This window comes from Caballeronia sp. PC1 (genome assembly GCF_021353155.1).
In the GTDB taxonomy this organism is placed as follows: domain Bacteria; phylum Pseudomonadota; class Gammaproteobacteria; order Burkholderiales; family Burkholderiaceae; genus Caballeronia; species Caballeronia cordobensis.
The window spans coordinates 1,767,418-1,790,990 of the sequence record NZ_JAJUBH010000002.1 but is presented as its reverse complement, the minus strand read 5'-3'; the positions used below and the strand labels follow the sequence as shown (position 1 = coordinate 1,790,990).

The 23,573-nt window shown below is 63.2% G+C and carries 23 protein-coding genes; 10 read left to right on the top strand and 13 right to left on the bottom strand.

The window, feature by feature from the left end; translation table 11 throughout:
* Nucleotide 1: 1 nt before the first annotated feature.
* On the bottom strand, nucleotides 2–892 hold the full coding sequence (locus LY284_RS24265; RefSeq protein WP_233388218.1) for a dihydrodipicolinate synthase family protein: 891 nt from the start codon (nucleotides 890–892) through the stop codon (nucleotides 2–4).
* A gap of 41 nt (nucleotides 893–933) precedes the next feature.
* Complete coding sequence (locus LY284_RS24260) at nucleotides 934–1,659, bottom strand: GntR family transcriptional regulator (protein ID WP_233388217.1); 726 nt, start codon at nucleotides 1,657–1,659, stop codon at nucleotides 934–936.
* 282 nt (nucleotides 1,660–1,941) lie between these two features.
* On the opposite strand from LY284_RS24260, the gene LY284_RS24255 reads away from it, so the two are divergent.
* From LY284_RS24255 to LY284_RS24245, 3 genes are all read left to right on the top strand, one after another.
* Entirely contained in the window at nucleotides 1,942–3,159 is a 1,218-nt protein-coding gene (locus LY284_RS24255) for a Xaa-Pro peptidase family protein (RefSeq protein ID WP_233388216.1), read from the top strand.
* A gap of 25 nt (nucleotides 3,160–3,184) precedes the next feature.
* Nucleotides 3,185–4,387 carry a formaldehyde dehydrogenase, glutathione-independent gene (gene fdhA, locus LY284_RS24250; RefSeq protein ID WP_233388215.1) on the top strand — a complete coding sequence of 401 codons (1,203 nt, stop codon included), beginning with the start codon at nucleotides 3,185–3,187 and terminating at the stop codon, nucleotides 4,385–4,387.
* Between the two features lie 81 nt (nucleotides 4,388–4,468).
* On the top strand, nucleotides 4,469–5,212 hold the full coding sequence (locus tag LY284_RS24245; RefSeq protein ID WP_045452791.1) for a Pr6Pr family membrane protein: 744 nt from the start codon (nucleotides 4,469–4,471) through the stop codon (nucleotides 5,210–5,212).
* Here LY284_RS24245 and LY284_RS24240 read toward each other — a convergent pair.
* The 11 genes from LY284_RS24240 to LY284_RS24190 all read right to left on the bottom strand — a co-directional run bounded on the left by LY284_RS24240 (nucleotide 5,209) and on the right by LY284_RS24190 (nucleotide 16,018).
* Nucleotides 5,209–6,432, bottom strand: a complete 1,224-nt coding sequence (locus tag LY284_RS24240) for a YbfB/YjiJ family MFS transporter (RefSeq protein ID WP_233388214.1) — start codon at nucleotides 6,430–6,432, stop codon at nucleotides 5,209–5,211. The two genes, LY284_RS24245 and LY284_RS24240, sit on opposite strands and share 4 nt — an antisense overlap.
* Before the next feature lie 70 nt (nucleotides 6,433–6,502).
* On the bottom strand, nucleotides 6,503–7,117 hold the full coding sequence (locus tag LY284_RS24235) for a TetR/AcrR family transcriptional regulator (RefSeq protein WP_233388213.1): 615 nt from the start codon (nucleotides 7,115–7,117) through the stop codon (nucleotides 6,503–6,505).
* A 190-nt stretch (nucleotides 7,118–7,307) separates the two neighbouring features.
* Entirely contained in the window at nucleotides 7,308–7,616 is a 309-nt protein-coding gene (locus LY284_RS24230; RefSeq protein ID WP_045452786.1) for an EthD family reductase, read from the bottom strand.
* Nucleotides 7,617–7,644: 28 nt separating this feature from the next.
* Nucleotides 7,645–8,577 carry an MBL fold metallo-hydrolase gene (locus tag LY284_RS24225; protein WP_233388212.1) on the bottom strand — a complete coding sequence of 311 codons (933 nt, stop codon included), beginning with the start codon at nucleotides 8,575–8,577 and terminating at the stop codon, nucleotides 7,645–7,647.
* The gene (locus LY284_RS24220) at nucleotides 8,574–9,440 is read right to left on the bottom strand and encodes a quinoprotein dehydrogenase-associated SoxYZ-like carrier (RefSeq protein ID WP_233388211.1); all 867 of its coding nucleotides are present in this window, start codon (nucleotides 9,438–9,440) and stop codon (nucleotides 8,574–8,576) included. Before LY284_RS24220 ends, LY284_RS24225 begins: the two co-directional genes overlap by 4 nt.
* Nucleotides 9,441–9,460: 20 nt before the next feature.
* Nucleotides 9,461–10,393, bottom strand: a complete 933-nt coding sequence (locus LY284_RS24215; protein WP_045452779.1) for a quinoprotein relay system zinc metallohydrolase 2 — start codon at nucleotides 10,391–10,393, stop codon at nucleotides 9,461–9,463.
* Nucleotides 10,390–11,364 carry a LysR family transcriptional regulator gene (locus tag LY284_RS24210; protein WP_014251695.1) on the bottom strand — a complete coding sequence of 325 codons (975 nt, stop codon included), beginning with the start codon at nucleotides 11,362–11,364 and terminating at the stop codon, nucleotides 10,390–10,392. The genes LY284_RS24215 and LY284_RS24210 overlap by 4 nt, the downstream gene beginning before the upstream one ends.
* A 618-nt stretch (nucleotides 11,365–11,982) precedes the next feature.
* The gene (locus LY284_RS24205; RefSeq protein WP_233388210.1) at nucleotides 11,983–12,729 is read right to left on the bottom strand and encodes a hypothetical protein; all 747 of its coding nucleotides are present in this window, start codon (nucleotides 12,727–12,729) and stop codon (nucleotides 11,983–11,985) included.
* Nucleotides 12,726–13,640 carry a substrate-binding domain-containing protein gene (locus LY284_RS24200; RefSeq protein ID WP_014251693.1) on the bottom strand — a complete coding sequence of 305 codons (915 nt, stop codon included), beginning with the start codon at nucleotides 13,638–13,640 and terminating at the stop codon, nucleotides 12,726–12,728. The genes LY284_RS24205 and LY284_RS24200 overlap by 4 nt, the downstream gene beginning before the upstream one ends.
* A 59-nt stretch (nucleotides 13,641–13,699) precedes the next feature.
* Nucleotides 13,700–14,119, bottom strand: a complete 420-nt coding sequence (locus LY284_RS24195; protein ID WP_014251692.1) for a c-type cytochrome — start codon at nucleotides 14,117–14,119, stop codon at nucleotides 13,700–13,702.
* Nucleotides 14,120–14,206: 87 nt separating this feature from the next.
* Entirely contained in the window at nucleotides 14,207–16,018 is a 1,812-nt protein-coding gene (locus LY284_RS24190; RefSeq protein WP_014251691.1) for a methanol/ethanol family PQQ-dependent dehydrogenase, read from the bottom strand.
* 359 nt (nucleotides 16,019–16,377) lie between these two features.
* On the opposite strand from LY284_RS24190, the gene LY284_RS24185 reads away from it, so the two are divergent.
* The 7 genes from LY284_RS24185 (at nucleotide 16,378) to LY284_RS24155 (ending at nucleotide 23,426) form a co-directional block, all read left to right on the top strand.
* Nucleotides 16,378–16,755 carry a 4a-hydroxytetrahydrobiopterin dehydratase gene (locus LY284_RS24185; protein WP_014251690.1) on the top strand — a complete coding sequence of 126 codons (378 nt, stop codon included), beginning with the start codon at nucleotides 16,378–16,380 and terminating at the stop codon, nucleotides 16,753–16,755.
* A 707-nt stretch (nucleotides 16,756–17,462) separates the two neighbouring features.
* Nucleotides 17,463–18,518, top strand: coding sequence for a beta-ribofuranosylaminobenzene 5'-phosphate synthase family protein (locus LY284_RS24180; RefSeq protein ID WP_233388209.1), 1,056 nt, complete (start codon nucleotides 17,463–17,465; stop codon nucleotides 18,516–18,518).
* A gap of 37 nt (nucleotides 18,519–18,555) precedes the next feature.
* Entirely contained in the window at nucleotides 18,556–19,485 is a 930-nt protein-coding gene (locus LY284_RS24175; protein ID WP_233388208.1) for an NAD(P)-dependent methylenetetrahydromethanopterin dehydrogenase, read from the top strand.
* Nucleotides 19,482–20,645 (top strand): ATP-grasp domain-containing protein, encoded by a 1,164-nt coding sequence (locus tag LY284_RS24170; protein WP_233388207.1) that lies wholly within the window; start codon nucleotides 19,482–19,484, stop codon nucleotides 20,643–20,645. The genes LY284_RS24175 and LY284_RS24170 overlap by 4 nt, the downstream gene beginning before the upstream one ends.
* 3 nt (nucleotides 20,646–20,648) lie before the next feature.
* Nucleotides 20,649–21,632, top strand: coding sequence for a methenyltetrahydromethanopterin cyclohydrolase (gene mch / locus LY284_RS24165; protein WP_014251686.1), 984 nt, complete (start codon nucleotides 20,649–20,651; stop codon nucleotides 21,630–21,632).
* Entirely contained in the window at nucleotides 21,629–22,567 is a 939-nt protein-coding gene (locus LY284_RS24160) for a RimK family alpha-L-glutamate ligase (protein WP_233388206.1), read from the top strand. The genes mch and LY284_RS24160 overlap by 4 nt, the downstream gene beginning before the upstream one ends.
* Nucleotides 22,554–23,426, top strand: a complete 873-nt coding sequence (locus LY284_RS24155) for a triphosphoribosyl-dephospho-CoA synthase (RefSeq protein ID WP_233388205.1) — start codon at nucleotides 22,554–22,556, stop codon at nucleotides 23,424–23,426. Before LY284_RS24160 ends, LY284_RS24155 begins: the two co-directional genes overlap by 14 nt.
* The last annotated feature ends 147 nt before the right edge of the window (nucleotides 23,427–23,573 follow it).

Here is a 23,573-nt window from a genome sequence, read left to right as displayed (position 1 = left end):
GCTATACCGCGCTTTCGCGCTCGACGAGTTCGCCCAGCGCGCTGCGCAGGGCGTCGGCCTTCCCCGATGAAAGACGCGACAAGGGACGACGCGGATTGCCCGCGCCATAACCTGTCATGTCCGCCGCCGCATAAACGGACTGCACGTAATCGCTTTCCCAGATCAGGGACATGACCGGTTCGAGCAGCCGCCAGATGTCGCGCGCGTCGTCCCATCGATGTTCCTGCGCCGCCGCGACGAACCGAAGGCACGTCTTAGGCGCGAAGTTCGCGCCGCCCCAGATCAGTCCTTTCACGCCCGCGTACATCGCGTAGGGTACGAGCGCGTCCGCGCCGTTCATCATCGGCAGACCGGTGCGGATCAGCGCCGCCTGCTTCGCGAGATCGCCGCTGCTGTCCTTCACCGCGAGGAACTCCGGTATGTCGCAAAGGCGGCGCAGCAATGAAGGCGTGATTTCGACGCCGACAGCTTGCGGCACGTTGTATCCGATGATCGGAAGTCCGCCGCGCGCGGCCGCCGCATAGAACTCGAAGACGCCATCGTCGTCTGTCGGGCCTTCGAAGAACGGCGGCAGCACCATCACGCCGTCAGCGCCGCAATCGGCGGCATGGCGCGTACGCTCGATGACATCGTCGACAAGCAAAGCCGACGTCTGCGCGATGACTTTGGCGCGGCCATCGATCACCTTCGCGCCGAACGCGACGAGCGCTTTCGATTCCTCTTGCGAAAGATAGACGTGCATGCCCGTACCGGAACTCAGCACGAAGCCGCGAATGCCTGCGGCAAGATAGCGCTCGATCAGCGCTTCCAGCCGTGCGTGGTCGGGCTTTCCATTTTCATCGAAAGGAGTGCTAATCGCCAGATTGATGCCGGGGAAAAGAAAATCATTCATGTCTTTAAGGTCGCGTCAGATTGAAATCGTCGAGAACAACGTCAGAACTCGATCGCCACGGCAACGCCTTCGGGCGCTACGTAGGAAGCCATGTTGCGCCGCGCCAGATAGACGTGCTCGCGCACGATCTCACCGGCGGCGTCGGCATCGCGACGCTGAATCGCATCGATGATGTCTTCGTGTTGCTGCACCGCCTCCGCGAGTTCGGCGTCCATCCGCTCGTCGCGCGGCTGATAAAAGGTCTTGCCGAGCCGTGCATGATCGATCAGCAAGCGGCACAGGCTCGGCAGCAGATAAGGGTTATGCGCCATCTTGCCGATTGCGAAGTGAAAGTGATCGTTTTCGAGCACGCGTTCATCCACTGCGTTGCCTTCGACAGCCGCGCGAAAGCGTTCCTGTATGCGTTTGAGTCCGTCTATTTCAGCTTGCGTCGCATGCACCGCCGCCAGCTTGGTCGTGGCGACATAGATGAGCGGGGCCGCAAGAAAGTAATTGCGCAGCGAGTCATAGTTCATCGACGCCACGCGCGCGGTGCGATTCGCTTCAAGTTCGATATAACCCTCGGCTGCCATCTGCCGCATGAGTTCACGCACCGGCGGCCGCGACAGACCGAACTCCTCGGCGAGCGCCACTTCGTCCAGGCTCGCGCCCGGCGCGAGTTCCATGCGCAAGATACGGTGCCGAAGCGCTTGCGCCAGTGTCGCCTTGCGGTCTTGCGACGGCGCTTGTGCGTCGTCCCGGTCGAGTTCCTCCACGTTCCGCTTCATGTGCTCTCCTGTTGTGCGCATCCTGTGTCTTCAATTTGTATTCGTCAAGACTTCAATGTGTCTTATCAGGGAATTCACGGATATGTGCGGCCATCCTGCGGGTAAATGCGTCGAACGCGCATAACTTAATGTAATGCGGCCTGGAAAATAAAGCCCATTGACGCTGTTATCGACGCCCTCAATACTCAGCGCTCAAACGAGGCGGTCTGAACCTGACGAGCCATACAAGAAGAGCGGGCGCATAGCTCGACACATCCACAAACGTGCCTGGAGCAAACAGGAATGGCGCATAACGAGCTTCAAGCGGTCCAGTTGAGTGAGAGAGACAGACTTCTGCACGACGTGCGCGCGTATCGACTCGCTCGCGTGCAGGAGCAGTTACGCAAGCACGACTGTCCGGCGATCCTGCTATACGACCCGGTCAACATTCGCTATGCCACCGATACGTCCAACATGCAGGTATGGGCAGGCCGCAATCCCGCGCGCTATGTGATGGTCTTCGCCGACGGCCGTATCGTCGCGTGGGAGTTTCACAGCAGCGAGCATGTTTGGGACGGACTGAACCTCGATGTCGAACTGCGCGGCGCGCTCAGTTGGACATTCTTCAATGCGGGCCACGAAGCGGAGCGCCGCGCGCAAGCGTGGGGCGCCGAAATCGTCGATGTGTTCACTCAGCACGCGCCCGGTAGCCGCGTGCTTGCCGTGGACCGGCTCGATCCGTTCGGCACGGCGTATCTGGAAAAGCAAGGCATCACCCTGCTCGACGGGCAGGCCTTGATGGAAACCGCGCGGCTCATCAAGTCGCCGGGCGAACTCGTGCTCATCGGCGAATCGCTGCGCACCGCGGAAAAAGGTATCGAACGCATGCGCCGCGAGCTACGCCCGGGACTGACCGAGAACGACATCTGGGCGCATCTTCACTTCGAGAACATCCGCAACGGCGGCGAGTGGATCGAAACGCGGCTGCTCGCTTCGGGCGATCGAACGAATCCGTGGATGCACGAGTGCTCGTCGCGCGTGTTGCAAAGCGGCGATCTGCTCGCTTTCGACACCGACATGGTCGGACCGAACGGCTATTGCTCGGATATCTCCAGAACATGGCGGGTAGGCGACGGCCGTCCATCGGATGAACAACGCAAGCTCTATGAACTCGCGTATGCGCAGGTCCACTACAACATGGATCTCCTGCGCCCCGGCATGACGATCAAGGAGTTTTCGGAAAAGGCATGGAAGATTCCGGATCAGTTCGTGAAGAACCGGTATTGCTGCCTTGCACATGGCATCGGCATGGTCGATGAATATCCTTCCATCGCGCATCAGGTCGATTGGGAAAGCTCGGGTTATGACGGACGTTTCGAAACCGGCATGACGGTGTGCGTCGAAAGTTATATCGGCGCTGAAGGGGGCACGCAGGGCGTCAAGCTCGAACAGCAGGTCGTGCTCACCGAAAACGGCTGCATCGCGCTGACGGATTGCAGCTTCGAAACCGACTGGCTGTAGTTATCGCATTTCATCAGGAGACAGCATGTCAGGCAATCGTGGAGTGGTTTATGTCGGGCCGGGAAAAGTCGAAGTGCGCAGCATCGCGTTTCCGGAACTGGTGGACCCTGCCGGCCGCAAGGCCAATCATGGCGTGATTCTCAAAGTCGTCGCGACGAATATCTGCGGATCGGATCAGCATATGGTCCGCGGCCGAACGACCGCGCCCGCGGGGCTTGTGCTCGGCCATGAGATCACGGGCGAAGTGATCGAGGTCGGCGCAGACGTCACGACGCTGCAAAAAGGCGATCTCGTTTCCGTGCCGTTCAACGTGGCCTGTGGCCGTTGCCCGATGTGCAAGGCGCAGAACACGGGCGTTTGCCTGACCGTGAATCCCGCGCGCGCCGGCGGCGCCTATGGCTATGTCGACATGGGCGGCTGGATCGGCGGTCAGGCGGAATACGTCATGGTCCCGTATGCGGACTTCAATCTGCTGAAGTTTCCCGACCGCGATCGTGCAATGGCCAAGATTCGCGATCTCACCTGCCTGTCCGATATCCTGCCGACGGGTTATCACGGCGCGGTGACGGCGGGCGTCGGACCGGGCTCGACGGTGTATGTGGCGGGCGCGGGTCCGGTCGGACTTGCCGCTGCCGCGTCCGCGAGACTGCTCGGCGCGGCCGTCACCATCGTCGGCGATGTGAATCCGGTGCGTCTCGAACATGCGCGAAAGGTCGGCTTCGAGACGGTCGATCTATCCAAAGATGCATCGCTGGCTGAACAGATCGCGGACCTGCTCGGCGAACCGGAAGTGGATTGCGCGATCGATTGCGTCGGCTTCGAAGCACGCGGTCATGGACACACGGGCTCGCAAGCCGAGGCACCCGCCACCGTGCTCAACTCGCTGATGGAAATCACGCGTGCGGCAGGCAAGATCGGCATTCCGGGCCTCTACGTCACCGACGATCCCGGTGCCACCGACGCCGCCGCGAAGCACGGCAGTCTCTCCGTGCGCTTCGGCCTCGGCTGGGCGAAGTCGCATTCCTTCTTCACGGGACAAACGCCCGTGATGAAGTACAACCGCAATCTGATGCAAGCGATCCTCTGGGACCGCCTCAACATCGCCGAAGTCGTGAACGTGTCCGTCATCGAACTCGATCATGCACCCGGTGGCTATGCCGAATTCGATTCGGGCGTGCCGAAGAAATTCGTGATCGATCCGCATGGCAGTTTGCTGGCAGCCGCCTGACATAAGCGCCTGTTTCAACGCTCAAACGCCCGCATTCGATGCGGGCGTTTGCGTTTTGCCGCGGGTCGCTAGAATGGCGGCATGTCGAATGCACTGAACAAACGCTCGCGGCACGAACCCGAATTGCCGCTTCACACACCGAGCACCGCGTCACTCGCCGTCGCGGCCGCCATTGCGATGATCGCGTGGCTCGCGTTCGCAGCGCAAACGGATATCACCGTCGCGCGGCTCGTGAATCGCGGCTATACCGTGTTCGATGGCCTCGCGCGCATGAGCAGCTATCTGACGAACGTGACGGTGCTGCTCACCGCGTTCTGTTTCACCTGTGTCGCAACGCGCGCGCAATTTCCGCTGGCCCGGTTCTTTCGCAAGCCGACCGTCATCACCGCGGTGGTCGTGTATATCGTGTTCGTCGGCATCGCGTATAACGCATTGCTGCGCTATCTGTGGACGCCGTCGGGTTATCGCGCGCTCGTCAATGAATCGCTGCATACGGTCGTGCCCGCGCTGGCTGCCTTGTACTGGCTGCTGTTCGTGCCGCGCTTTCATCTGTCGTGGCGGCGATGCGCGTTCTGGCTCGTCTATCCGCTGTCTTATCTTTGCATCACGCTATGGCGCGGCAGCCTGTCCGACTTCTATCCTTATCCGTTCATCAATGTCACGGAACTCGGCTATGAACGCGTGCTCGTCAATGCGACGATGCTCGTCGGCGCGTTCATCGTGCTGATGAGCGTGTTTCTCGTAATCAATCACCGGCGTCAGGATTTGAACGTCGCCGATCCGGAAGTCGAGTCGGGCGATTCGTCTTCCGGCGGCATCGACTAACTTTGTGCGCGCTCGCGGTTCACGACGAGATCCGCAATGAAGGCAAGCGCCAGCGCGCACGCGCCGCACGCAAAGATCAGCGCGTAGTTGTTGTGCGTGTGCGAGAACAGGAACGAATAGCCGTATCCCGCGAGCGCCTGGCACAGCGCAAACGCGGATGTCGCCCTGCTCCACGCGGCGCGCTGCTCGGTGTGATCGTGCGGCAGAAGTTCATGCACGCGGCCGAGCGCCAGCGGCACGATTCCGGGCGTGAAGATCCCGAGTGCGGCCGTCGCGACGGCGATCGCAGACGGATTCGCCGATAACGCCAGGAGCGCCGCCGCGCACGCCTGCCCCAACAAGGCATAACGGTATGCCAGACGAAAGCCGATGCGATCGCCCACGTTGCCGCAGATGAGCGGCCCGAATATCGCCGCGACGCCATACAGCACCCAATAGCGTGCACCCACTTCCGCCCCGCGTCCATAGCCGCGCGCAATCCAGTCGACGAGCAGAATCATTGCGGGCACGAGGCCGAACGCATTCGCCGCATATTGCGCGTAGAGAAGGCGCAGACGCGTGCCGTGATGCGCGTTGGAACGGATCGCCGCGCGCTGTGTTGCCGCGGCCGGCGGAGCCGACGCGGGCCAGCCGAACCACGCTATCGCGGTGAGCACGAGCGAGAACACGCCAAGACCGATCCAGGTGTCGTAGAGACCATGCGGGATGAGCTTCGGTATCAGCGTGCCCGATGCGGCGATACCGAAGCCCAGGCCGAGAAAGATCATCCCGCTCGCGAAGCCGCGGCGCGCGGGCGGAATATGCGGCAGGATCGTCGTGGCGACGAGCACCATGATCGCGCCGCCCGACAGCCCCGACAGAAAGCGCCACGCAAAGAACCACGCTATCGACAACGGATAGGCGCACGCGAAAAACGCCGCCGTCGCCACGGCCATCAGGAGACGCAGCGCGTGACGGTTCGTGAGCGCATTCGCTATCGCGCGGCCAAAGAGCGCGCCCGCGAAATAGCCCGCGAAATTCGCCGCGCCGAGCGTCACCGCTTGCGACGACGTGAACCAGTGCGCCTCGATGAGCGGCGGTATGAGCGGCGTGTAGGCGAAGCGCGCAAGGCCGATCGCGACGAGACTCGCGCAAAAGCCCGCCAGCATGGCGAAGAGCGTGCGTGCATCGAGTGAAGCGTTTTGATCGGCGCGTGCGGCCGATCCCGTTTGATTCGACATGACGAAGACTCCCGCAGCCGTGCGTGGCAGCACGCGGCCGGTCGATGTAACGTGAGAAGGATTGAACGAACTAGCGCTTGCCGGCGGTCAGGCCGAGCGGCGGGAGCTTCAGCATCGCCAGCGTGGGCGCGACAGCGCCAGTCAGCACCGCCGGCTCCGGATCGACACGCGCCAGCACGCGCACGCCGATGAGCAAGGCGAGCAGGCTGGATGCGGCAGCTTCGGCGGACACCACGCGCTCGATGTCGCCGCTTTTCAGGCCAGCCTTCATGCAGCGCTCGAAGAACGCACGCAGCACGGACATTTCCGCTGCAATGAGTTCGCGAAACTCGTCGTCCTCCGGCGATGCGCCGAGCGCCGCATTGACCAGCATGCAGCCGCGCCGATGCGCGTCCGATACTGAACGTTCAATGATCTCGCGAAAAAACGCGGTGATCGCGCGAGAAGGCGTCATCGTCGATTCGAGCCGCTGGATGCGCTCGCGCAACGTGTTGTCGAGATAGTGCTGGAGCGCGCGCAGAAAGAGCGCGCGTTTGTCGCCGAACGCGTTGTAGAGACTCGGTTGCGTAAGGCCCGTGAACTGCACGAGATCACGCGTGGAAGTGCCGTCGTAGCCGTGCGTCCAGAACGCATTGGCAACGGCGTCCAGCACGCTGTCTTCGTCGAAATTGCGCGGTCGCGCCATGGTCGTGCTCCATCGATTCGTCGCGCCGATGTTCTATATCGGACGATACAAAACGATTATATATCGATGGATACAAAACCGCGCGATATCTCCATACCGCGAGGCGGGTTTCGTGTTTTGCGGGGGAATCGACTGAGGAAAGAGGGAGCGCTTCGAGGACGCGCCTGCATCCCCGAAGGCATGGACGCGGTCAGGCTTCTTTCGTATCGAACATCAGCAGTTCGACGCCGGCCTGCGCGAAATTGCCCAGATCGGCGGCGGTCTTCTGTCCTTCGGGCGATTCGAGCGCGGCTTTGATCGCGTCGAGCGAATCGAACTGCAGCAGCGCAACGAGGTGATACGGCGAATCGCCCGATGCCGCCACGACGGGCCCCGTGCTGATTTCATAGCGCCGCAGGCCCGGCAGCGTCTTCGCGAGCGGCGCATGCGTCGAGGCGTAATAATCGTCGAATGCTTTCGTGTCGGGCGGATTCTTGTATAGCGCTACGATCTGGGCCATCGTCCTGTCTCCTGTGGGTGGTACGGCCTTACTGCTTCTCGAGTTGCAGATAGACGCGCTGCACGTTCTGCGGTTGCGCGATCGCATAGAGCTTGTAGTTTTTGAATGCGGGCACCTGAACGGTGTGCATCGCCTCGGTGAGGCCGATCCCGCTCTTGTAGGCGCGCTGCACCGACGCATCCAGCTCGCGCAGATAGACCCCCGTCTGCATGATGCCGTCGCCGCGTAAAGGCGCGCCGAAGCCGGGCACCACGATCTTCAGATCGAGTGCGCGCAGATGTTCCAGCGCGGCGAGCCAGCCGGGAATCTGCTCGTTGCGCAGTTCGGGAATGCGTCCGTTGGATACGAGCCCGCCCGCGAAGAGCACGCCGCTTTGCGTGTCGAGCACGGCGAGATCGCCCGGCGTGCTCGCGGGGCCGAAGTGCAGCAGTTGCAGCTTGCGTCCGCCGCTGTCGATCTCGGTCGTGCCGTTCACGGTTTGATCGGGCACGGTCACGCGCGAGCCAGCCATTTCGTCTTCGCCGAGCGTCTTGCGCAGATTCGCGAGGCAGATCGAACAGCGCTCGCGGATCAGTTGCGCCGTGCGCGCATGCGCGAGGATCGGCACGCCGTCGTCGCGGAACGCCGCCGCGCCAAAGACAAACTCGGGCGCCTGATGCGTGATGATGACGAGCTTCACCGGCAAGGGCGTGATCGTGCGGATCGCTTCGATCATCGCGCGGCCATAGCGGTAGGACGATCCCGTGTCGATCACCGTCACGCCATCCGTGCCGACGATAAAGCCATTATTCGCAACGATGCCGCTATTCTTCGGCGCGACCGCATCGCTGTCGCCGATGAACGCATAGACGCCCGGCGCGATCGCGACCGGCGCGGGCATGCCGCGCATCGCCGCTTGCGCGAGTGCGCTTGCCGCGAACAGCAACACGCAAACGAGCGCTTGCAGGCCGCGCCGCGTCATTTCATCGCCGACGTTTGCCCGCCGCCCGGCTGCGCAGTCACCGCGACGGCGCCGCCCCACTGCTTGTTCTTCGTATCCTCGACCTGCGCCTTCAATTCGCCGTTCGCACTCGGCACGAAATAAAAGCGAACATTCGGGTTCTCGCTGATCGAGAAATTGACGTTCGCGGTCATCACTGGTTTATCGGCATACGTGACCGATATCTTGCGAATGAAGTACGCCGTCGCATAGTTCCGCGTGACCTGATTCATCGCCATGCCCGTGCGATTCGGATGACGCACCATCAACTGCGCGAGTTCGGGCTTGCCCGCGACCGCCTGCCCTTCGGCCTGGAGCCTGAGTTGCCCCGCCGCGCGCTCGGCGGCGTCTTCGTCCTTGTCCGCGGGCGCCGAGCAGCCGCCCGACGCCTTCACGAAACGAATCGCGCTATAGAGCTTGCCGTCATTGGTTTCCGCGATCGCGCGCATGAACGTATAGTCTTCCACGCGCACGCGCGTTTCGATCGTCGCGAATCCCGACTCCGGCGTGAACTCGAACGAGCCTGCATACGGCTCGGGGTTTTCATCGATGAAGAGATAGATCTTCCTGATGTAATGCGACGGCGTCTGCGGGAATTGCGCATTGATCGCGATCGGCACGACGGAGGCATCCGCGGCGCGCGCGGGGGCATCGAGCTTGATGACCGCATCGCCGTGAGTCTCGATGGCGCGGCCCTTGAACGTGCCTTCCTTGAAGTCGAGCCAGCGCGCCACTTTGTCGGGATCGTCCTCGGGTTGCGCCGCTTGCGCGACATGAGGCGCGAGCGCCGCGGCCGCGAGACACGCGATCGTCGTCACGCGAACGCCGGACCATGCTGTCTTCATGATGTCCCTCCGATGCTGCGCTACTGCTCCCATTCGAGTTCCGCATACGCGGCCGTCACGTTGCGACGGTGATAGATGTCGTACAGGAGCCACTTGTCCTTCTGATCGACGCCGATGTTATCGACGGCCTGCCGGATCGTTTCGCCTCGCTTGATGGCCGCACGCACATCGCGCGCCAGATTCGCGAGATAGCGTTCCTCGGCGTCGAGCGATTGCGGCCAGGGCGGGTCGAGCGGGCCGTGTCCCGGCACGACATGACGCGGATTCATCTGCCGAATGCGCGCGATGTCGTCGAGCCAGCCGACGACGCTGCCATCGATCACAGGAATGCAGCCTGCGAATAAAAGATCGCCCGTCCACAAGGTCCCGCTCTTCTCATCGTATACCGTCAAATCGTTGTTGGTATGCGCCGTTTTCCATGTGCGCAGCGTCAGCGTGCGTCCGCCGAGATCGATGCTGCCGCTGCCGTCGATCGTCATCGTCGGCGCGACGATTTCGCTGCCCGCGGCCACATCGCCCAGTTCGCGATTCAGGGCGCGCATGTAGTTGTCCGCGCGCGAGGCTTCCGCTTGCGCGAGCGCCTTGCTGCCGACGAACTGAGGGTGATCGTCCTTGAACGCGGCATTGCCGAAGATGTGATCCGGATGCATGTGCGTGTTGATGACGTAGCAAACCGGCAGCGCCGTGACCGCGCGTATTGCGGCGCGCAACGCGCGGCCTTCGGCGAGCGTGCCGCCGGTATCGACCACTGCGACGCAACGCGTGCCGACGATGAAGCCCACGTTGGCGATATCGCCGCCGTTCGCACGCGTCGCGACATCATCGTGACCGCGGTGCGCGTAGTTGCCCGGCGCGACTTGCGTCATCGAGAGCGCGGTTTCGCCTCGCGCGATGGCCGCGCATGCGATCAGTATGACGAACGCCACATGACGCCACGCGGATGCGCCGGTCATCGGCCGCTGCCCGCTTCGGCGAGCCGTTTTGGCCGGCGCAGGCCGAACTGCGCGTATTCGCGTTCGAGAAACGGCTCGGCGTTTTCGAGGAGAAAGCGCCGGAACGCGAGACATGTGGGCGAGAGTTGCTTGGAGCGCGAATGCACGAGTTGCCAGGTTCGTTCGACAGGCGTGCCGTTCACGTCGAGCACGGCGATTTCGCCGGTGCGCAGTTCGAGCGACAGCGTGTGCAGCGAAATGAGGCTCACGCCCATGCCGGCCATGACGGCCTGCTTGATCGTTTCGTTGCTGCCGAGCGTGACGCTGCGCGCGGGCACGAAAAGGTTTTGCCGGAAGACATGCTCGGCGACCGCGCGCGTGCCGGAGCCCGGTTCGCGCAGAAGGAACGTATCGCTCGCGAGTTCCTGCAGATCGAAGCCGCGTGCCTGACGCAGTGGATGCGAGAGCGGCGCGATGATCACATGCGGATGATAGGCGAGCGGCTCGGCTGTCGTGCCGAGTTCGGGCGGCGGGCGGCCCATGATGGCGAGATCGGTGGCATTGTCCTGCAGCAATCGCAGGAGCGTTTCGCGATTGCCGACGGAGAAGTGCACATCGACTTTCGGGAACTGCTGCGAATAGAGCGCGAGCAGCTTGGGCGCGAAGTACGTCGCGGAACTGACGATGCTGACGGCTATCGAGCCGCTGTCGGCTTGCGTGAGCGACATCATCGCGTCTTCGGCGTCCTTGATTTCGCCGAGTATGCGGGTTGCGTGATGCGACAGGCGTTCGCCGGCTTCCGTCAGCGCGAGACGTCGCGCTACGCGTTCGAAGAGCGGGAGGCCTATGGCTTCTTCGAGTTGGCGGATTTGCATCGATACCGCGGGTTGTGTGAGGTGGAGTTCCTCGGCTGCGCGGGCGAAGCTGGGGCAGCGGCTCGCTATCACGAAGATTTGGAGCTGGCGCAGGGTTAGGGAACGGATGAAATTCACGGGGGGTTTGGGGGTGGGGTGGTTTGTTTGGGCTTCTATGGAATCCTGATTTCTTGTCGGTCTATTGGCTCTGCCCCTCCCCGGGGCGGGGGTAACTTTCTTTGCTGCTGCAAAGAAAGTTACCAAAGAAAGCAGCTTTGTCACCGCCCGCGGTCACACGCAGTTTGGCCATTTTTCTCCTCCAAGGTGGCACTCGCCTAAGTGTCGCCCTCGAAGGACCCATCGGGCTTGGATCGCGCACGGTCCGTCACATCGCGCCGCTTAGCGAACTGGTACAGCCATTTCAAGCTCCGGCCCGCTTCGCGGCCGACGGGTTTCCCTTGCATACCCGGCGGCAGCGCGCAGCGCTGTGCCGAAGCTATTTCGTGCTGAACCAGCGCGCTTCGCGCACTGGCTTGTCAGACCGTGCGCGATCCAAGCCCGGTGGGTCCTTCGACGGCGACACTTAGGCGAGTGCCACCTTGGAGGAGAAAAATGGCCAAACTGCGTGTGACCGCGGGCTTGAACGAGCTGCTTTCTTTGCCTACTTTCTTTGCAGCAGCAAAGAAAGTAGGTGCCGCCCCGCACAGGGGCAGTGCCAATAGACCGACACGAATACGGGATCCACCCCAAAAAAACCTACCGACTAGCCCGAGGCCCATTCGAAGCCTTCGGAGAACCCATATTCTTCAAAGCCCCTTGATAAGCAATCGTCTCCTTCTGCAGCGGATGCGCAAAATCATTCCCCTCCCCCGGCACTTCCGTGCGAATCATCAGCAACCGCCCGGGCACGTCATCGGCCATGACGAACGTATACCGCTTGCCCGTGTACTTACTGAACCGCTCCGAGTTCGGATCATTCAAATAAGGCTGAATGACGATCTGCTGAGCCTTGGGGTGCTTTCCAAGCCCGAGCGCCTCGCTCGACACCGTCGTAATCTGAGGCCCGGCCGCCAGCGCCATCCGCACACGCTGCTGGAAATAGCGCCGCTGTCCGCCGGTCAGTTGCTCCATCTCCGCGATATCGTGCTCCAGAAAATAGATGATCACCGGATTGCACGGCAGCCCGCCAGGCACATTCACATTGCCGGTGCGATCCGTCACGCGCGCGTCATTCTTGCTGTTGCCCGGACTCACGACAAGCACGCGCAACGTATCGTTGACCTTCGACGGCGGCCCGGAATAATCCACCGCATAATCCAGCTCGGTCTGCGGCTCGACGCCATCCATGTGCGACTGCATGAACAGCAAGCGCTCAGCCGGCTTGATATCGACGCCCGGCGCAGAGGCGGCAGGCGCATCCGCCGCGCTGACCGCAGGCGACGCCACCAATGCCGCGAACGCGATGGACCATGCGCAAAGCGCACCCCCGTATATGCGCCTCATTGCGCGGCCACCGGCTGCAATGGCAGCAAAGGAACCTGATAACCCGAAAGAATCTGATCGATCTTCGGCTGATTGGACGCTATCCAGTTATCGACCTTGTCGCGCCATGCTTTCTCGCCATAACGCACGCCCATCGATATCTCGTAGTCGAAACGAATCGGCTGGCCCGCCGGAAACGGCACGAGGCGCACCTTGTTATCGGAGCGATTGGCGAAATAGCCCGCAATCGGCCCCCATACGAAAGCCGCATCGACGTTGCCCTGCACCAGATCGTGTTCGATCATCTCGCCCGGAAAGGCCTCGGGATCGCCGCTTTGCCCCTGATACGACACCGCCTGATCGATCAGATTATTTCTGAGCAGCCAGTCGACCGCGGGGCTCTTCACGAAGATGCCTAGCTTCATCTTCTTGAGCTGGTCGGGCGGCAGGTTCATCAGGTCCGACGGCGACTTGATGCTCGCGTATTCGGGCTTGTTCGGAAACACCATCGCATAAGTGGAATGCAGATACGGGCGCGTAGTCGCCGTGAGTTCATAACCCTTCGGCACGCCGATGATCAGATCGCATTTGAAGCGCTCCGACTGCGGCACCTTTTCGCGCAAGGTATTGCGCACGAAACCCATGCGTTGCGGCCAATACGTGTATTCGAGCTTATAGCCGAAATCGCTCGCCATCTGACTCGCGATCTTGTTCTCGTAACCCTCGCCCTTCTTGTTCGAGAGCGGCATGTTGTTCGGGTCGGCGCACACGCGCAGCACGCCGTCCGCGCCATCGTTGTTCGGCAGATTGGGCGGCGGGGCGCTCGCCCCCTGTTGCGCGAAAACGGGTTGCGCCGAGAACGCCGCGAGCGCCGCGCAGAGTGCGGCCGCGAATCGGAACGAAGCGGCGCGGCTTGCATTACGATCAGACATCGATACCTCCGGGAGTGAGAGCAATCATCAGACGTTGGCGCGTCATGCGCCCGGCGTCTTCATTTTGCATCGATTGCCTGCAGGTCGCCCGGGTTGATCTTGCCGTCGGAGCGCCCCTTCAGATACGCATAGAGGTTCTCCCAATTCTTTTGCATCATCTGGCTGGAGCTGAAGTCGGGCATGCCCTTGTCCACGCGTCCGCCAAACACCGTGCGATGAAACTCGTTCTTGTCCAGCGTCTTCAAAGCATCGATCAGCGACGGGCCGACCATACCTTCCTGTTTCGCCCCGTGACAGCGTTCGCACGCCAGCGCGCGCCAGGTTTTCCAGCCCTGTAGCGTGTCACTGTCGACCTTGTTGCCATCGACGACCTTGTACGCGACCGGCTTCATCTGTCCAGCGCTCGACGGCGTCTGGGCGAACGAAGCGGACGACGCAGCGAGCGTCATCGAGAGCAGCAAGAGTGATCGGCCTTTCATACGTCGGACTCCTTGAACATGTCTTGTATATGGGGGTATTCGCGCGACGGCCATTGCGGCCGCCGCGCTGTGCTTCGATCAACTCAATCAACCACCCGGAATCGCGAACACGAAGAGCGTGCCGCCAAGAGCCGTGTACTTCGCGAGGTCCTTGTAGCCGCCCACTGCGCCGAGGCCTTCCGTCGACTTCTCGAGACCCGCCGCCATGCCGATACCAGCCCAGCCGCCGATGCCCGAATACACGCCGACGTATTGCTTGCCCTGGAACTGATACGTGAACACGTTGCCGATGATCCCGGACGGCGTCTTGAACTTCCACAGCTCCTTGCCGTCCTTGATGCGCACTGCCTTGATATAGCCTTCGAGCGTGCCGTAGAACACGATGCCGCCAGCGGTCGCGAGCGCGCCGGACCAGACCGAGAACTTCTCCGGCTTGGACCACACGATCTTGCCCTTCGAGGCATCCCACGCAATGAAGTTACCCATCGCGCCCTTCTCGTTCGGGCCCGGATACATCGAGAGCGTCGCGCCGACGAACGGCTGACCCGCCACGTAATCGACCTGGAACGGCTCGTAGTCCATGCAGACATGATTTGTCGGCACGAGGAACAGGCTGGAGTTCGGGTCGAATGCGGCCGGCTGCTGATCCTTCGAGCCGAGCGCCGCGGGGCAGATGTTCTTCACGTTGTGATCGGGACCGGCCTTCTGCGTCGAATAGCTCGCATTGCGAATCGGCAGGCCGCTCTTCAGATCGACGCTATCGGCCCAGTTCACGGCCGGATCGAACTTCTGCGCGACGAGCAGTTCGCCCGTATCGCGATTCAACGTATAGCCGAAGCCATTGCGGTCGAAGTGAACGATCGCGGGCACTTTCTTGCCGCCGATGTTCAGGTCCGACAGGATCATCTCGTTGACGCCGTCATAGTCCCACTCGTCGTGAGGCGTCATCTGATAGACCCACTTCGCCTTGCCCGTATTCAGATCGCGGGCGAAGATGGTCATCGACCATTTGTTGTCGCCGGGGCGCTGTGTCGGGTTCCACGTGCCCGGATTGCCCGAGCCGTAGTACACAAGGTTGAGTTTCGGGTCCCACGCGTACCAGCCCCATGTGGTGCCGCCGCCGTATTTCCACTGATCGCCCTGCCAGCTCTTGAGCGACGAGTCCGCGCCGACCGGCACCATCTTGCCGTCTGCCCAGGTCATCGTCGTTTGCGGGTCGAACAGCATTTCGTTATCGGGGCCTACGCTATAGGCCTTCCACACTTCCTTGCCGTCCTTGATGTTGTACGCGACGAGACGTCCGCGCACGCCGAACTCACCGCCGGAGATGCCGGTCAGCACCTTGTCACCGAAGACGTGCGGCGCATTGGTGTTGGTTTCGCCCTTCTTCGGATCGCCGTTCTGCGCGCTCCATACGACGTCGCCGGTTTTGGCGTCGAGTGCGACGAGCTTGGTATCGGCTTGCTGCAGGAAGATCTTGCCGTCGCCATAAGCTAGACCACGGTTGACCGTATCGCAGCACATCACCGAGATGACCTGATTGTCCTGCTTCGGCTGGTATTGCCAGATGAAGGTCTGATCCTTCAGGTTGATGGCGATAACCTTGTTAGGGAATGGCGAGTGGATATACATCGTTTCGCCGATGACGAGCGGCGAGCCTTCATGGCCGCGCAGCACACCTGTCGACATGGTCCAGGCAACCTGTAGCTTGCCGACGTTGTTTTCATTGATTTGCTTGAGCGTGCTATAGCGGTGATTCGAATAATCGCCCGCTTGCGCCGCCCAGTTCGAGGGATTCTTGATCAGGCTATCGAGCTGCGAGTCGGCCTGAGCGACATAAGAATTCAGGCCTGCCGTCGCTGCCACCGCCAGTCCAAGAACCAGGGTGCGTAAGTTCATGTCTCCTCCAGAATGGTGATGCTTCCGACCCAGGTGACTACGCTACCGGTTGCATCGTGCGCGCCTTCAAATGCAGGTAACGAGCTGCGCCTCGCCCGGTACATAGCCGGGCTTTTGCGTAGAGAGGCCAATTGCATATTCCATGCCGGTTTCTTCCGTGCTGCCTTAAATCGGGAATTTGACGCGTGATGCTGTCGTTAGCGGACGGGTTTTTGTCGGGTAGCGACACATACTGTGTCAAATACGCGAAGCAGAACGCGTGACATGACGCGTCGCAGCATGCCTTTTGCGCGATGGTGCGGGGCTCTCGCAAGCGGCGCATACTTGTGGCTCGCGTTCTTTGAATGGAGGCGGTTGCCATGGCTCAAGCCGAAAAGGTCTATTCCGACGAGGAAATCCAGCAACGTCTGACGGGTACGCTCGCGCATTGGTATCTCGAGGATGGATGGCTCAGGCGCAAGTTCAAGACAGAGAGCTGGAAGGGAACGCTTATGGTGGTCAATACGGTGGGGCATCTGGCCGAAGCGGCCTGGCATCATCCGGATTTGACGGTTTCTTATGCTTTTGTTGTGGTCAAGCTCAAGACTCATTCGGCCAAGGGCATTACTGATAAGGACTTTGCTTTGGCTTCCAAGATCGAAGAGGTCGTGCAGTGGCAGCCTGGGAAGGAGGGTGGGCCTCTTGAAGGGACGCCTTCGGATGATCAGCGGTTTCGGTATATCAAGTATGACGGGTAGGGTTTTGTTTTTTTGAGTGGAACTTGCTTTGTTGTCGGTCTATTAGCACTGCCCCTCCCCGGGGCGGGGGTAACTTTCTTTGCTGCTGCAAAGAAAGTCACCAAAGAAAGCAGCTTTCTCATTGCCCGCGGTCACACGCACGTTGGCCATTTTTCTCCTCGGGGAACGGCCCTCGCCTAAAGAGTGCCCCCATAGGCCCAATTGGGCTTGGATCGCGCACGATCCGTCACATCGCACCCTTCAACAAACGGGTACAGCCATTTCAAGCTCCGGCCCGCTCCGCGGCCGATGGGCTAATCGGGTATGCGAGTGCATTCGTATTCGCTGGTTTCCCTCGCATACCCCACGGCAGCGCGCAGCGCTGTGCCGAAGCTATTTCGTGCTGAACCAGCGCGCACAAAGTTATGGTTTGTCAGACCGTGCGCGATCCAAGCCCGGTTGGGCTTGTGAGGGCACTCTTTAGGCGAGGGCCGATCCCCCAGGAGAAAAATGGCCAAACTGCGTGTGACCGCGGGCGGTGACAAAGCTGCTTTCTTTGGTGACTTTCTTTGCAGCAGCAAAGAAAGTTACCCCCGCCCCGGGGAGGGGCAGTACTAATAGACCGACACGAAAGCAAGTTCCACAAAACCAAAACCAGATCAAAACCTGGTACAGGATTTGCCTAACCCCCAAAGCCCCAAAAAACCCCGCCGCAAAAAAGGACCTCGATGCCATCCCCCGGACGCCTGACCCCGCCCTCAGCGATTACAGTCGAGTCCCCATCGCGCCTGCATCTCGGCTTCATCGATCCGAACGGCTCGCTGGGCCGCACCTTCGGCAGCATCGGTCTCGCCATCGACGCGCACGCGACGCGCATCACGGCTCGTCAAGCGCCCGCATCACGACGCAACGATCCGCGAATCGAAGGCACCACGAGCGATGCCCAGCGCGCCCGCATAGCGCATTACCTAAGGCAGCTCCACACCGCGCTAGGTGAAAGCGGAGAAGACGGCCCGACGATCGACATCGAGGTGCACGAAACACCTCGCCCTCACACGGGGCTAGGCTCCGGCACGCAACTCGCCCTCGCGCTCGGCACCGCCTTCGCGCGCGTCAAAGGCCACGCGGCCAGCACCGCCGATATCGCCAGAATCCTCGCGCGCGGCGCACGCTCCGGCATCGGCATACATGGCTTCGATCACGGCGGACTGATCGTCGATGGCGGCCGCAACGCGTCCACGACAACATCGACGGCACTGCCGCCGCTCATCGCGCGTCAGCCGTTTCCCGAAGCATGGCGCGTCCTGCTCATCGACGACACCTCGCGCGAAGGCCTGCACGGCGACGAGGAAAAACGCGGCCTCGCATCGCTCGCGCCCTTTCCGGCGACGCTCGCCGCGCATCTCTCGCATCTCGTGCTGATGCGCATCCTGCCCGCGGTCGCGGAACACGACTTCGACACCTTCGCCGACGCCATCTGCGATATGCAGCACACCATCGGCGAATACTTCGCGCCCGTGCAAGGCGGCGTGTTCGCGAGCCCTGCCGTCGCGCGCGCGCTCGAAGCCGTCGCCGCCGAGCAGAAAGCCGGCATCGGACAGACCTCGTGGGGACCCGTCGGCTTCGCCTTCGTCGCGAGTGCGCAGGACGCCGAGCGCGCGCGCGCCGCCGCAGAACGCGTGTCGCAAGGCGCGCCGCTCGCCTTCACCATCGCAGCGGGACGCAACAGAGGCGCGACCTGGCGCGCGGCCGAGCCGCGCCAGCACGGGGCGAACGCCGCCTGAACAGAGACATCACCACACGACAAACGAGTCCATCGCCATGCCCGAAGCCACCGAACGACCCTACGTCCTGCACATGTTCACCGCGACGCCGCAAATGAGCCCGTTCGATGTGAACATGGCCGCCGATGCCGGCTATCAGATCCTCGTGCCCTACTGCAACGTCGGCGAGGACAGCGTCGTGCAGCTCACGCAGGATGCGATCTTTTCGCGCGGGCCGAAAGGCGTGTCGCGCACCGGCATCTTCATCGGCGGACGCGACGTGATGCTTGCCGCCGACATGCTCGAAAGAGCGCGCAACGCAATGGTCCCGCCCTTCGAAGTCTCGGTCTTCGCCGATCCGAGCGGCGCGTACACGACGGCCGCCGCGCTCGTCGCGCTCGCGGAAAAGCATCTGCGAACCGCGCATTCGGTCGATCTCGGCGGCAAGCGCGTGCTGATTCTCGGCGGCACGGGCGCGGTCGGGCGTGTCGCGGCGGCGATGGCCGCGTCGCTCGGTGCGGATGTCGCGGTCGCCAGCCATTCGAGCCAGTCGCGCGCCACGCAAGTGAGCGACGAAATCAACCGGCGCTTCGATATCGCCACCTCGGGCGTCGCGACCGGCACGCCCGATCAACTGCATCGCGAACTCGCGCGCGCGGAAGTCGTGTTCGCGACCGCGGTGGCCGGCGTGCAGGTGATGACCTCCGCCGATCTCGCGCATGGCAGGAATCTGCTGATCGCCGCCGATGTCAACGCCGTGCCGCCCGAAGGCATCGCGGGCGTCAACGTCATGGACGACGGCAAGCCGCTCGCGGGCGCGGCGCGTTCGGACGCGGTCGGCATCGGCGCGCTCGCCATCGGCAACGTGAAGTATCAGGCGGAGCATCGGCTCTTCCTGCGCATGCGCACCAGCGGCAAGCCCGTGTATCTCGGCTTTCCCGAGGCCTTCGACGAAGCGCGCGCGATCGTCGCGGGACAAAGCTCATGATGACGCGCGCGCCGCGTGTGGCCGTCGCCGGGTTGTCGGCGCGCCTCGTCGCGCAGTCGGCGGCGCGCGCGGGGCTGAACGTCGTCGCGCTCGATATCTTCGGCGACCGCGACACGCGCGAGCACGCGGGCATGTGGTTCGATATCGGCGCGGTAGGCGGACAAGGGCTTTCGATCGATCGCGCGCGCCTTTTCGATGCGCTCGAACACGCCGCGCGCCTGCCGCGCATGCTCGGCCTCATCGTCACGAGCGGCCTCGAACCGCTCGCCGACGAACTGTCGTGCGCGCCGCGCGTGCCGCGCTTCATCGGCAACGGCGCGCAGGCGGCGGCGGTGCGCGATCCGCGGCGCTTCTTCGCGCTGCTCGACGAAGCGCATATTGCCCATCCGGAGGTGCGTCATACGCGGCCCGCCGATCCGCGCGGCTGGCTCGTGAAGCGCTCCGACGGCTGCGGCGGCACGCATATCCAATGGGCGAGCGATGTCGAACGCGTGCCCGACGGCGCGTATTTCCAGCGGCTCGCGCAAGGCCGTTCGATGTCCGCGCTTTTCGTCGCGGCGCATCGCGAGGCGTCGGTGATGGGTTTCGCGGAGCAACTGACGGTCGAAGCCGGCCGGCTGCCCTTCGTGCACGCCGGCTCGCTCGGGCCGGTGCAACTGCCGCAGCGCATCGGCGCGCGCATCGTCGAAGCGATCGAACGAATCGTCTGGCAGACGGACCTCACGGGCCTGAACAGCATCGATTTTCTGCTCGACGGCGAGACCTTCAGCGTGCTCGAAATCAACACGCGCCCTTCGTCGACGATGGCGCTCTACGAAGCCGCATGGCCCGACGCGTGGCCGCGCGGGCTGATCGGCGCGCATCTCGACGCGTGTCTGCACGGCGAGCTGCCGCATGCGCCCGACACGCTCATGCAGGCGCCGCCGCTCTTTGCCGGGCAGCGCGTCGTGTTCGCGCCCGATGGCTTCACTGCGTCGCGCGCGTTCAGCGACGCCTGCTTCGCCGATCCGGCATGCCACGACGTGCCGCTCGTCGGCGCGCGCATCGAAGCGGGCCAGCCGGTCTGCACGATGACCGCGACGGCCGCCGCCTTCCCCGACTTGCGCGACGCGCTGGATCGCCAGTGCGCGCGTCTTCTGCAACGCATCAATACGGTCTGACTCATGACATCTCCGCCTATCAGCGTCAACGCATCGAGCGAGCGGCTCGTCGCGCGCCTCATCGACGATGCCGCGCGCCTTGCCGTCGAGATCACGCGCACCGATGGCGGCACCGTCATCGTCGATGCGGGCGTGAACGCGAAAGGCAGCGCCGAAGCGGGCATCCTGATCGCGCGCATCTGCATGGGCGGGCTCGGACGCGTGGCGCGGCGCGTTGCATTCGATCACGCGCCGCTCTGGCCGGTCTTCATCGAAGTGCATACGAGCAATCCGGTTCTCGCCTGTCTCGCGAGTCAGTACGCGGGCTGGAGCCTTTCCGCGACGAAAGAGCAGACGGGCGGCAAGAAGTTCTTCTCGCTCGGCTCAGGCCCCGCGCGCGCGCTCGCATGCAAGGAACCGCTTTTCGACGAACTCGGCTACCGCGACCGAAACGATCGCGGCGCGCTCGTGATGGAAGTGGACCGGTTGCCGCCGCAGGTCGTCATCGACAAGGTGCTGGGCGACTGCGGCCTCGCGCCCGAGCAGCTCGTGATCGCCGTGACGCCGACGCACTCTGTGGCGGGCACGGTGCAGGTCGTTGCGCGCGTCGTGGAAGTGGCGCTGCACAAGACCCATGTGCTGGGCGTGAGCTTGAGCGAGATCGTGGAAGGCAGCGGCAGTGCGCCCTTGCCGCCGCCCGCGCCGGACGGCATCCAGGCGATGGGCCGCACCAACGACGCGATTCTCTACGGCGGCCGCGTGCATCTGACCGTGAAAAGCGATGCCGCCGCGAAACGTCTCGCGGCCGAACTGCCCTCGTCGAACGCGCGCGATTACGGGCGGCCGTTCGCCGACATCTTCACGTCGTTCAACTACGACTTCTATCAGATCGACCCGGCGCTGTTCGCGCCCGCCGAGGTCTGGGTGTCGAGCCTCGAAAGCGGCGCGACGTATCACGGCGGCAAGGTCGATCGCGCGTTGCTCGAAGCGCAATGGAGCGCGTCATGAGCCTGCCGGCGTTGCGCGTAGCCATCATGACCGACGAAACCGGCTGGCACACCAGCCGCCTGAAGAAAGCGTTTCGCGCGCGCGGCGTGGAGGCGCGTTGCGTCGATCTCGCGGATTGCCGCATCGATACGACCTGGCCGCCTCACGGCCTTGCGATTCCCGGCTACGGCCACACGCTGCCCGACGCGGTGTTCGTGCGCGGCATCGCGGGCGGCACGTTCGAGCAGGTGACGTTGCGGCTCGGCATTCTTCACGCGCTGCGCGAATGCGGCGTGCCGGTTTATAACGATGCGCGCGCGATCGAGCGCAGCGTCGATAAATCGATGACGAGCTTTCTGCTCAACCGCTACGGCGTGCCGACGCCCGCGACGTGGGCCGCCGAATCCGCCGCGCATGCGCAGCGCGTGCTGATGCGCGAGGCCGCGGCGGGCCGTCAGGTCGTGATGAAACCGCTTTTCGGCTCGCAGGGTAAAGGCCTCAGGAAGCCCGGCGTGCGTCTGCCCTCGCTCAAACCGTTCAGCCAGGTCGCGTATCTGCAGCGTTATGTCGATGCGGGCGCGCCCGGTTTCGACTGGCGCGTGCTCGTGATCGGCGGCCGGGCGCTCGCGGCGATGAAGCGCGTCGGCGGCGACGACTGGATCCACAACTTCGCGCGCGGCGCGCGCTGCGAGCCGGCGGACATCACGCCCGCGCTCGCCGATATCGCCGTTCGCGCAACCGCGGCGCTCGGGCTCGATTACGCGGGCGTCGATCTGATTCCGGCCGAAGGCGGGCGACCCGTCGTGCTCGAAGTGAACGGCGTCGCGGCGTGGCGCGGCCTGCAATCGGTGACGCCGCTCGATATCGCGACCTTGCTCGTCGACGATCTGCTCGATCGCAAGCTGCCTCGATCGACGGGCGCGCTCGCGCTCGCCAGCGGCGATGAACACGCCTAGCGCGCTGCTTGCCGGGCGCGCGCGCGCGGCGTTCCTGCGTGCGTGCCGGCTCGATGTCGAGACGATGAAGCCCGGCAACGTGAGCGTCGCGAGCGCGGGGCACGGCATGACGTCGGCGCAATTCATCGCGAGCGCGGGCGCGGCGGCGGCGGGTTTGTTCACGCCGGGCGCACGCGTGGGCGCGCGCATTCTCGACGCCGTGCGCCGCACGTTCGATGCGGCCGGCTGCAACACCAATCTCGGCATCGTGCTGCTTGCAGCGCCCTTGTGCGCTGCGCTGGAGCGCATCGAATCCCTGGATGCCGCGTCCTGGCATCGGGAAACGGAGCGCGTGCTCGCCGAACTGGATATCGACGATGCGCGCCTTGCCTATCGCGCGATCGCGCTTGCGAATCCGGGCGGACTCGGCGACGCGCCCGAGCAGTCCGTCCACGCGCAGCCGACTGTGACCTTGCGCGCCGCGATGACGCTCGCGGCCGGGCGCGACAGCATCGCGCGTCAATATGAGAACGGTTTCGCCGATATCTTCGGTGCGGGCCTCGACGCGGCCGGCGCGGTTTCGCCGTCGAGCGAGCATCGCGCGATGCTCGACGCGTTCCTGGCGTTTCTATGCGGCTGGCCCGACTCACACATTGTGCGGAAGCTTGGCGCGGCGGTGGCGCAAAGTGTCACGCGCGACGCGGCGAAGCATCGCGCGGACTGGCGTGCGGCGGGCCGTCCCGCGCAGTCGGCTGAGCTCGATGCGTGGGACGCCGCATTGAAGGCGCGCGGCATCAATCCGGGCACGAGCGCGGACCTTGCGGTGGCGACGCTCTTCGTCGCGTTGATGACGAGCGCGGCATCGACATCGAATGCATGAAGCGCGCCGTGCGCGGACGAAAATTGGCACGGAACATGTTAGGAAGTTCGCGGTTGAGCGGTCGCATCGTGAATCGGGCGCACCGCGAGCCTTGCGCGGCTTGAGGGTCAACCGTCGCGAGTCGAGAGCAAGTCGCTAGTCCCTAGA

Coding starts and splice junctions, on each gene's coding strand:
- fdhA (WP_233388215.1), top strand. CDS start 3,185: ATGTCAGGCAATCGTGGAGTGGTTTATGTCGGGCCGGGAAAAGTCGAA.
- LY284_RS24245 (WP_045452791.1), top strand. CDS start 4,469: ATGTCGAATGCACTGAACAAACGCTCGCGGCACGAACCCGAATTGCCG.
- LY284_RS24220 (WP_233388211.1), bottom strand. CDS start 9,440: ATGAAGACAGCATGGTCCGGCGTTCGCGTGACGACGATCGCGTGTCTC.
- LY284_RS24175 (WP_233388208.1), top strand. CDS start 18,556: ATGCCCGAAGCCACCGAACGACCCTACGTCCTGCACATGTTCACCGCG.
- LY284_RS24200 (WP_014251693.1), bottom strand. CDS start 13,640: ATGTCTGATCGTAATGCAAGCCGCGCCGCTTCGTTCCGATTCGCGGCC.
- LY284_RS24195 (WP_014251692.1), bottom strand. CDS start 14,119: ATGAAAGGCCGATCACTCTTGCTGCTCTCGATGACGCTCGCTGCGTCG.
- LY284_RS24170 (WP_233388207.1), top strand. CDS start 19,482: ATGATGACGCGCGCGCCGCGTGTGGCCGTCGCCGGGTTGTCGGCGCGC.
- LY284_RS24255 (WP_233388216.1), top strand. CDS start 1,942: ATGGCGCATAACGAGCTTCAAGCGGTCCAGTTGAGTGAGAGAGACAGA.
- LY284_RS24160 (WP_233388206.1), top strand. CDS start 21,629: ATGAGCCTGCCGGCGTTGCGCGTAGCCATCATGACCGACGAAACCGGC.
- LY284_RS24230 (WP_045452786.1), bottom strand. CDS start 7,616: ATGGCCCAGATCGTAGCGCTATACAAGAATCCGCCCGACACGAAAGCA.
- LY284_RS24185 (WP_014251690.1), top strand. CDS start 16,378: ATGGCTCAAGCCGAAAAGGTCTATTCCGACGAGGAAATCCAGCAACGT.
- LY284_RS24190 (WP_014251691.1), bottom strand. CDS start 16,018: ATGAACTTACGCACCCTGGTTCTTGGACTGGCGGTGGCAGCGACGGCA.
- LY284_RS24180 (WP_233388209.1), top strand. CDS start 17,463: ATGCCATCCCCCGGACGCCTGACCCCGCCCTCAGCGATTACAGTCGAG.
- LY284_RS24265 (WP_233388218.1), bottom strand. CDS start 892: ATGAATGATTTTCTTTTCCCCGGCATCAATCTGGCGATTAGCACTCCT.
- LY284_RS24235 (WP_233388213.1), bottom strand. CDS start 7,117: ATGGCGCGACCGCGCAATTTCGACGAAGACAGCGTGCTGGACGCCGTT.
- LY284_RS24205 (WP_233388210.1), bottom strand. CDS start 12,729: ATGAGGCGCATATACGGGGGTGCGCTTTGCGCATGGTCCATCGCGTTC.
- LY284_RS24240 (WP_233388214.1), bottom strand. CDS start 6,432: ATGTCGAATCAAACGGGATCGGCCGCACGCGCCGATCAAAACGCTTCA.
- LY284_RS24260 (WP_233388217.1), bottom strand. CDS start 1,659: ATGAAGCGGAACGTGGAGGAACTCGACCGGGACGACGCACAAGCGCCG.
- LY284_RS24155 (WP_233388205.1), top strand. CDS start 22,554: ATGAACACGCCTAGCGCGCTGCTTGCCGGGCGCGCGCGCGCGGCGTTC.
- LY284_RS24225 (WP_233388212.1), bottom strand. CDS start 8,577: ATGACGCGGCGCGGCCTGCAAGCGCTCGTTTGCGTGTTGCTGTTCGCG.
- mch (WP_014251686.1), top strand. CDS start 20,649: ATGACATCTCCGCCTATCAGCGTCAACGCATCGAGCGAGCGGCTCGTC.
- LY284_RS24215 (WP_045452779.1), bottom strand. CDS start 10,393: ATGACCGGCGCATCCGCGTGGCGTCATGTGGCGTTCGTCATACTGATC.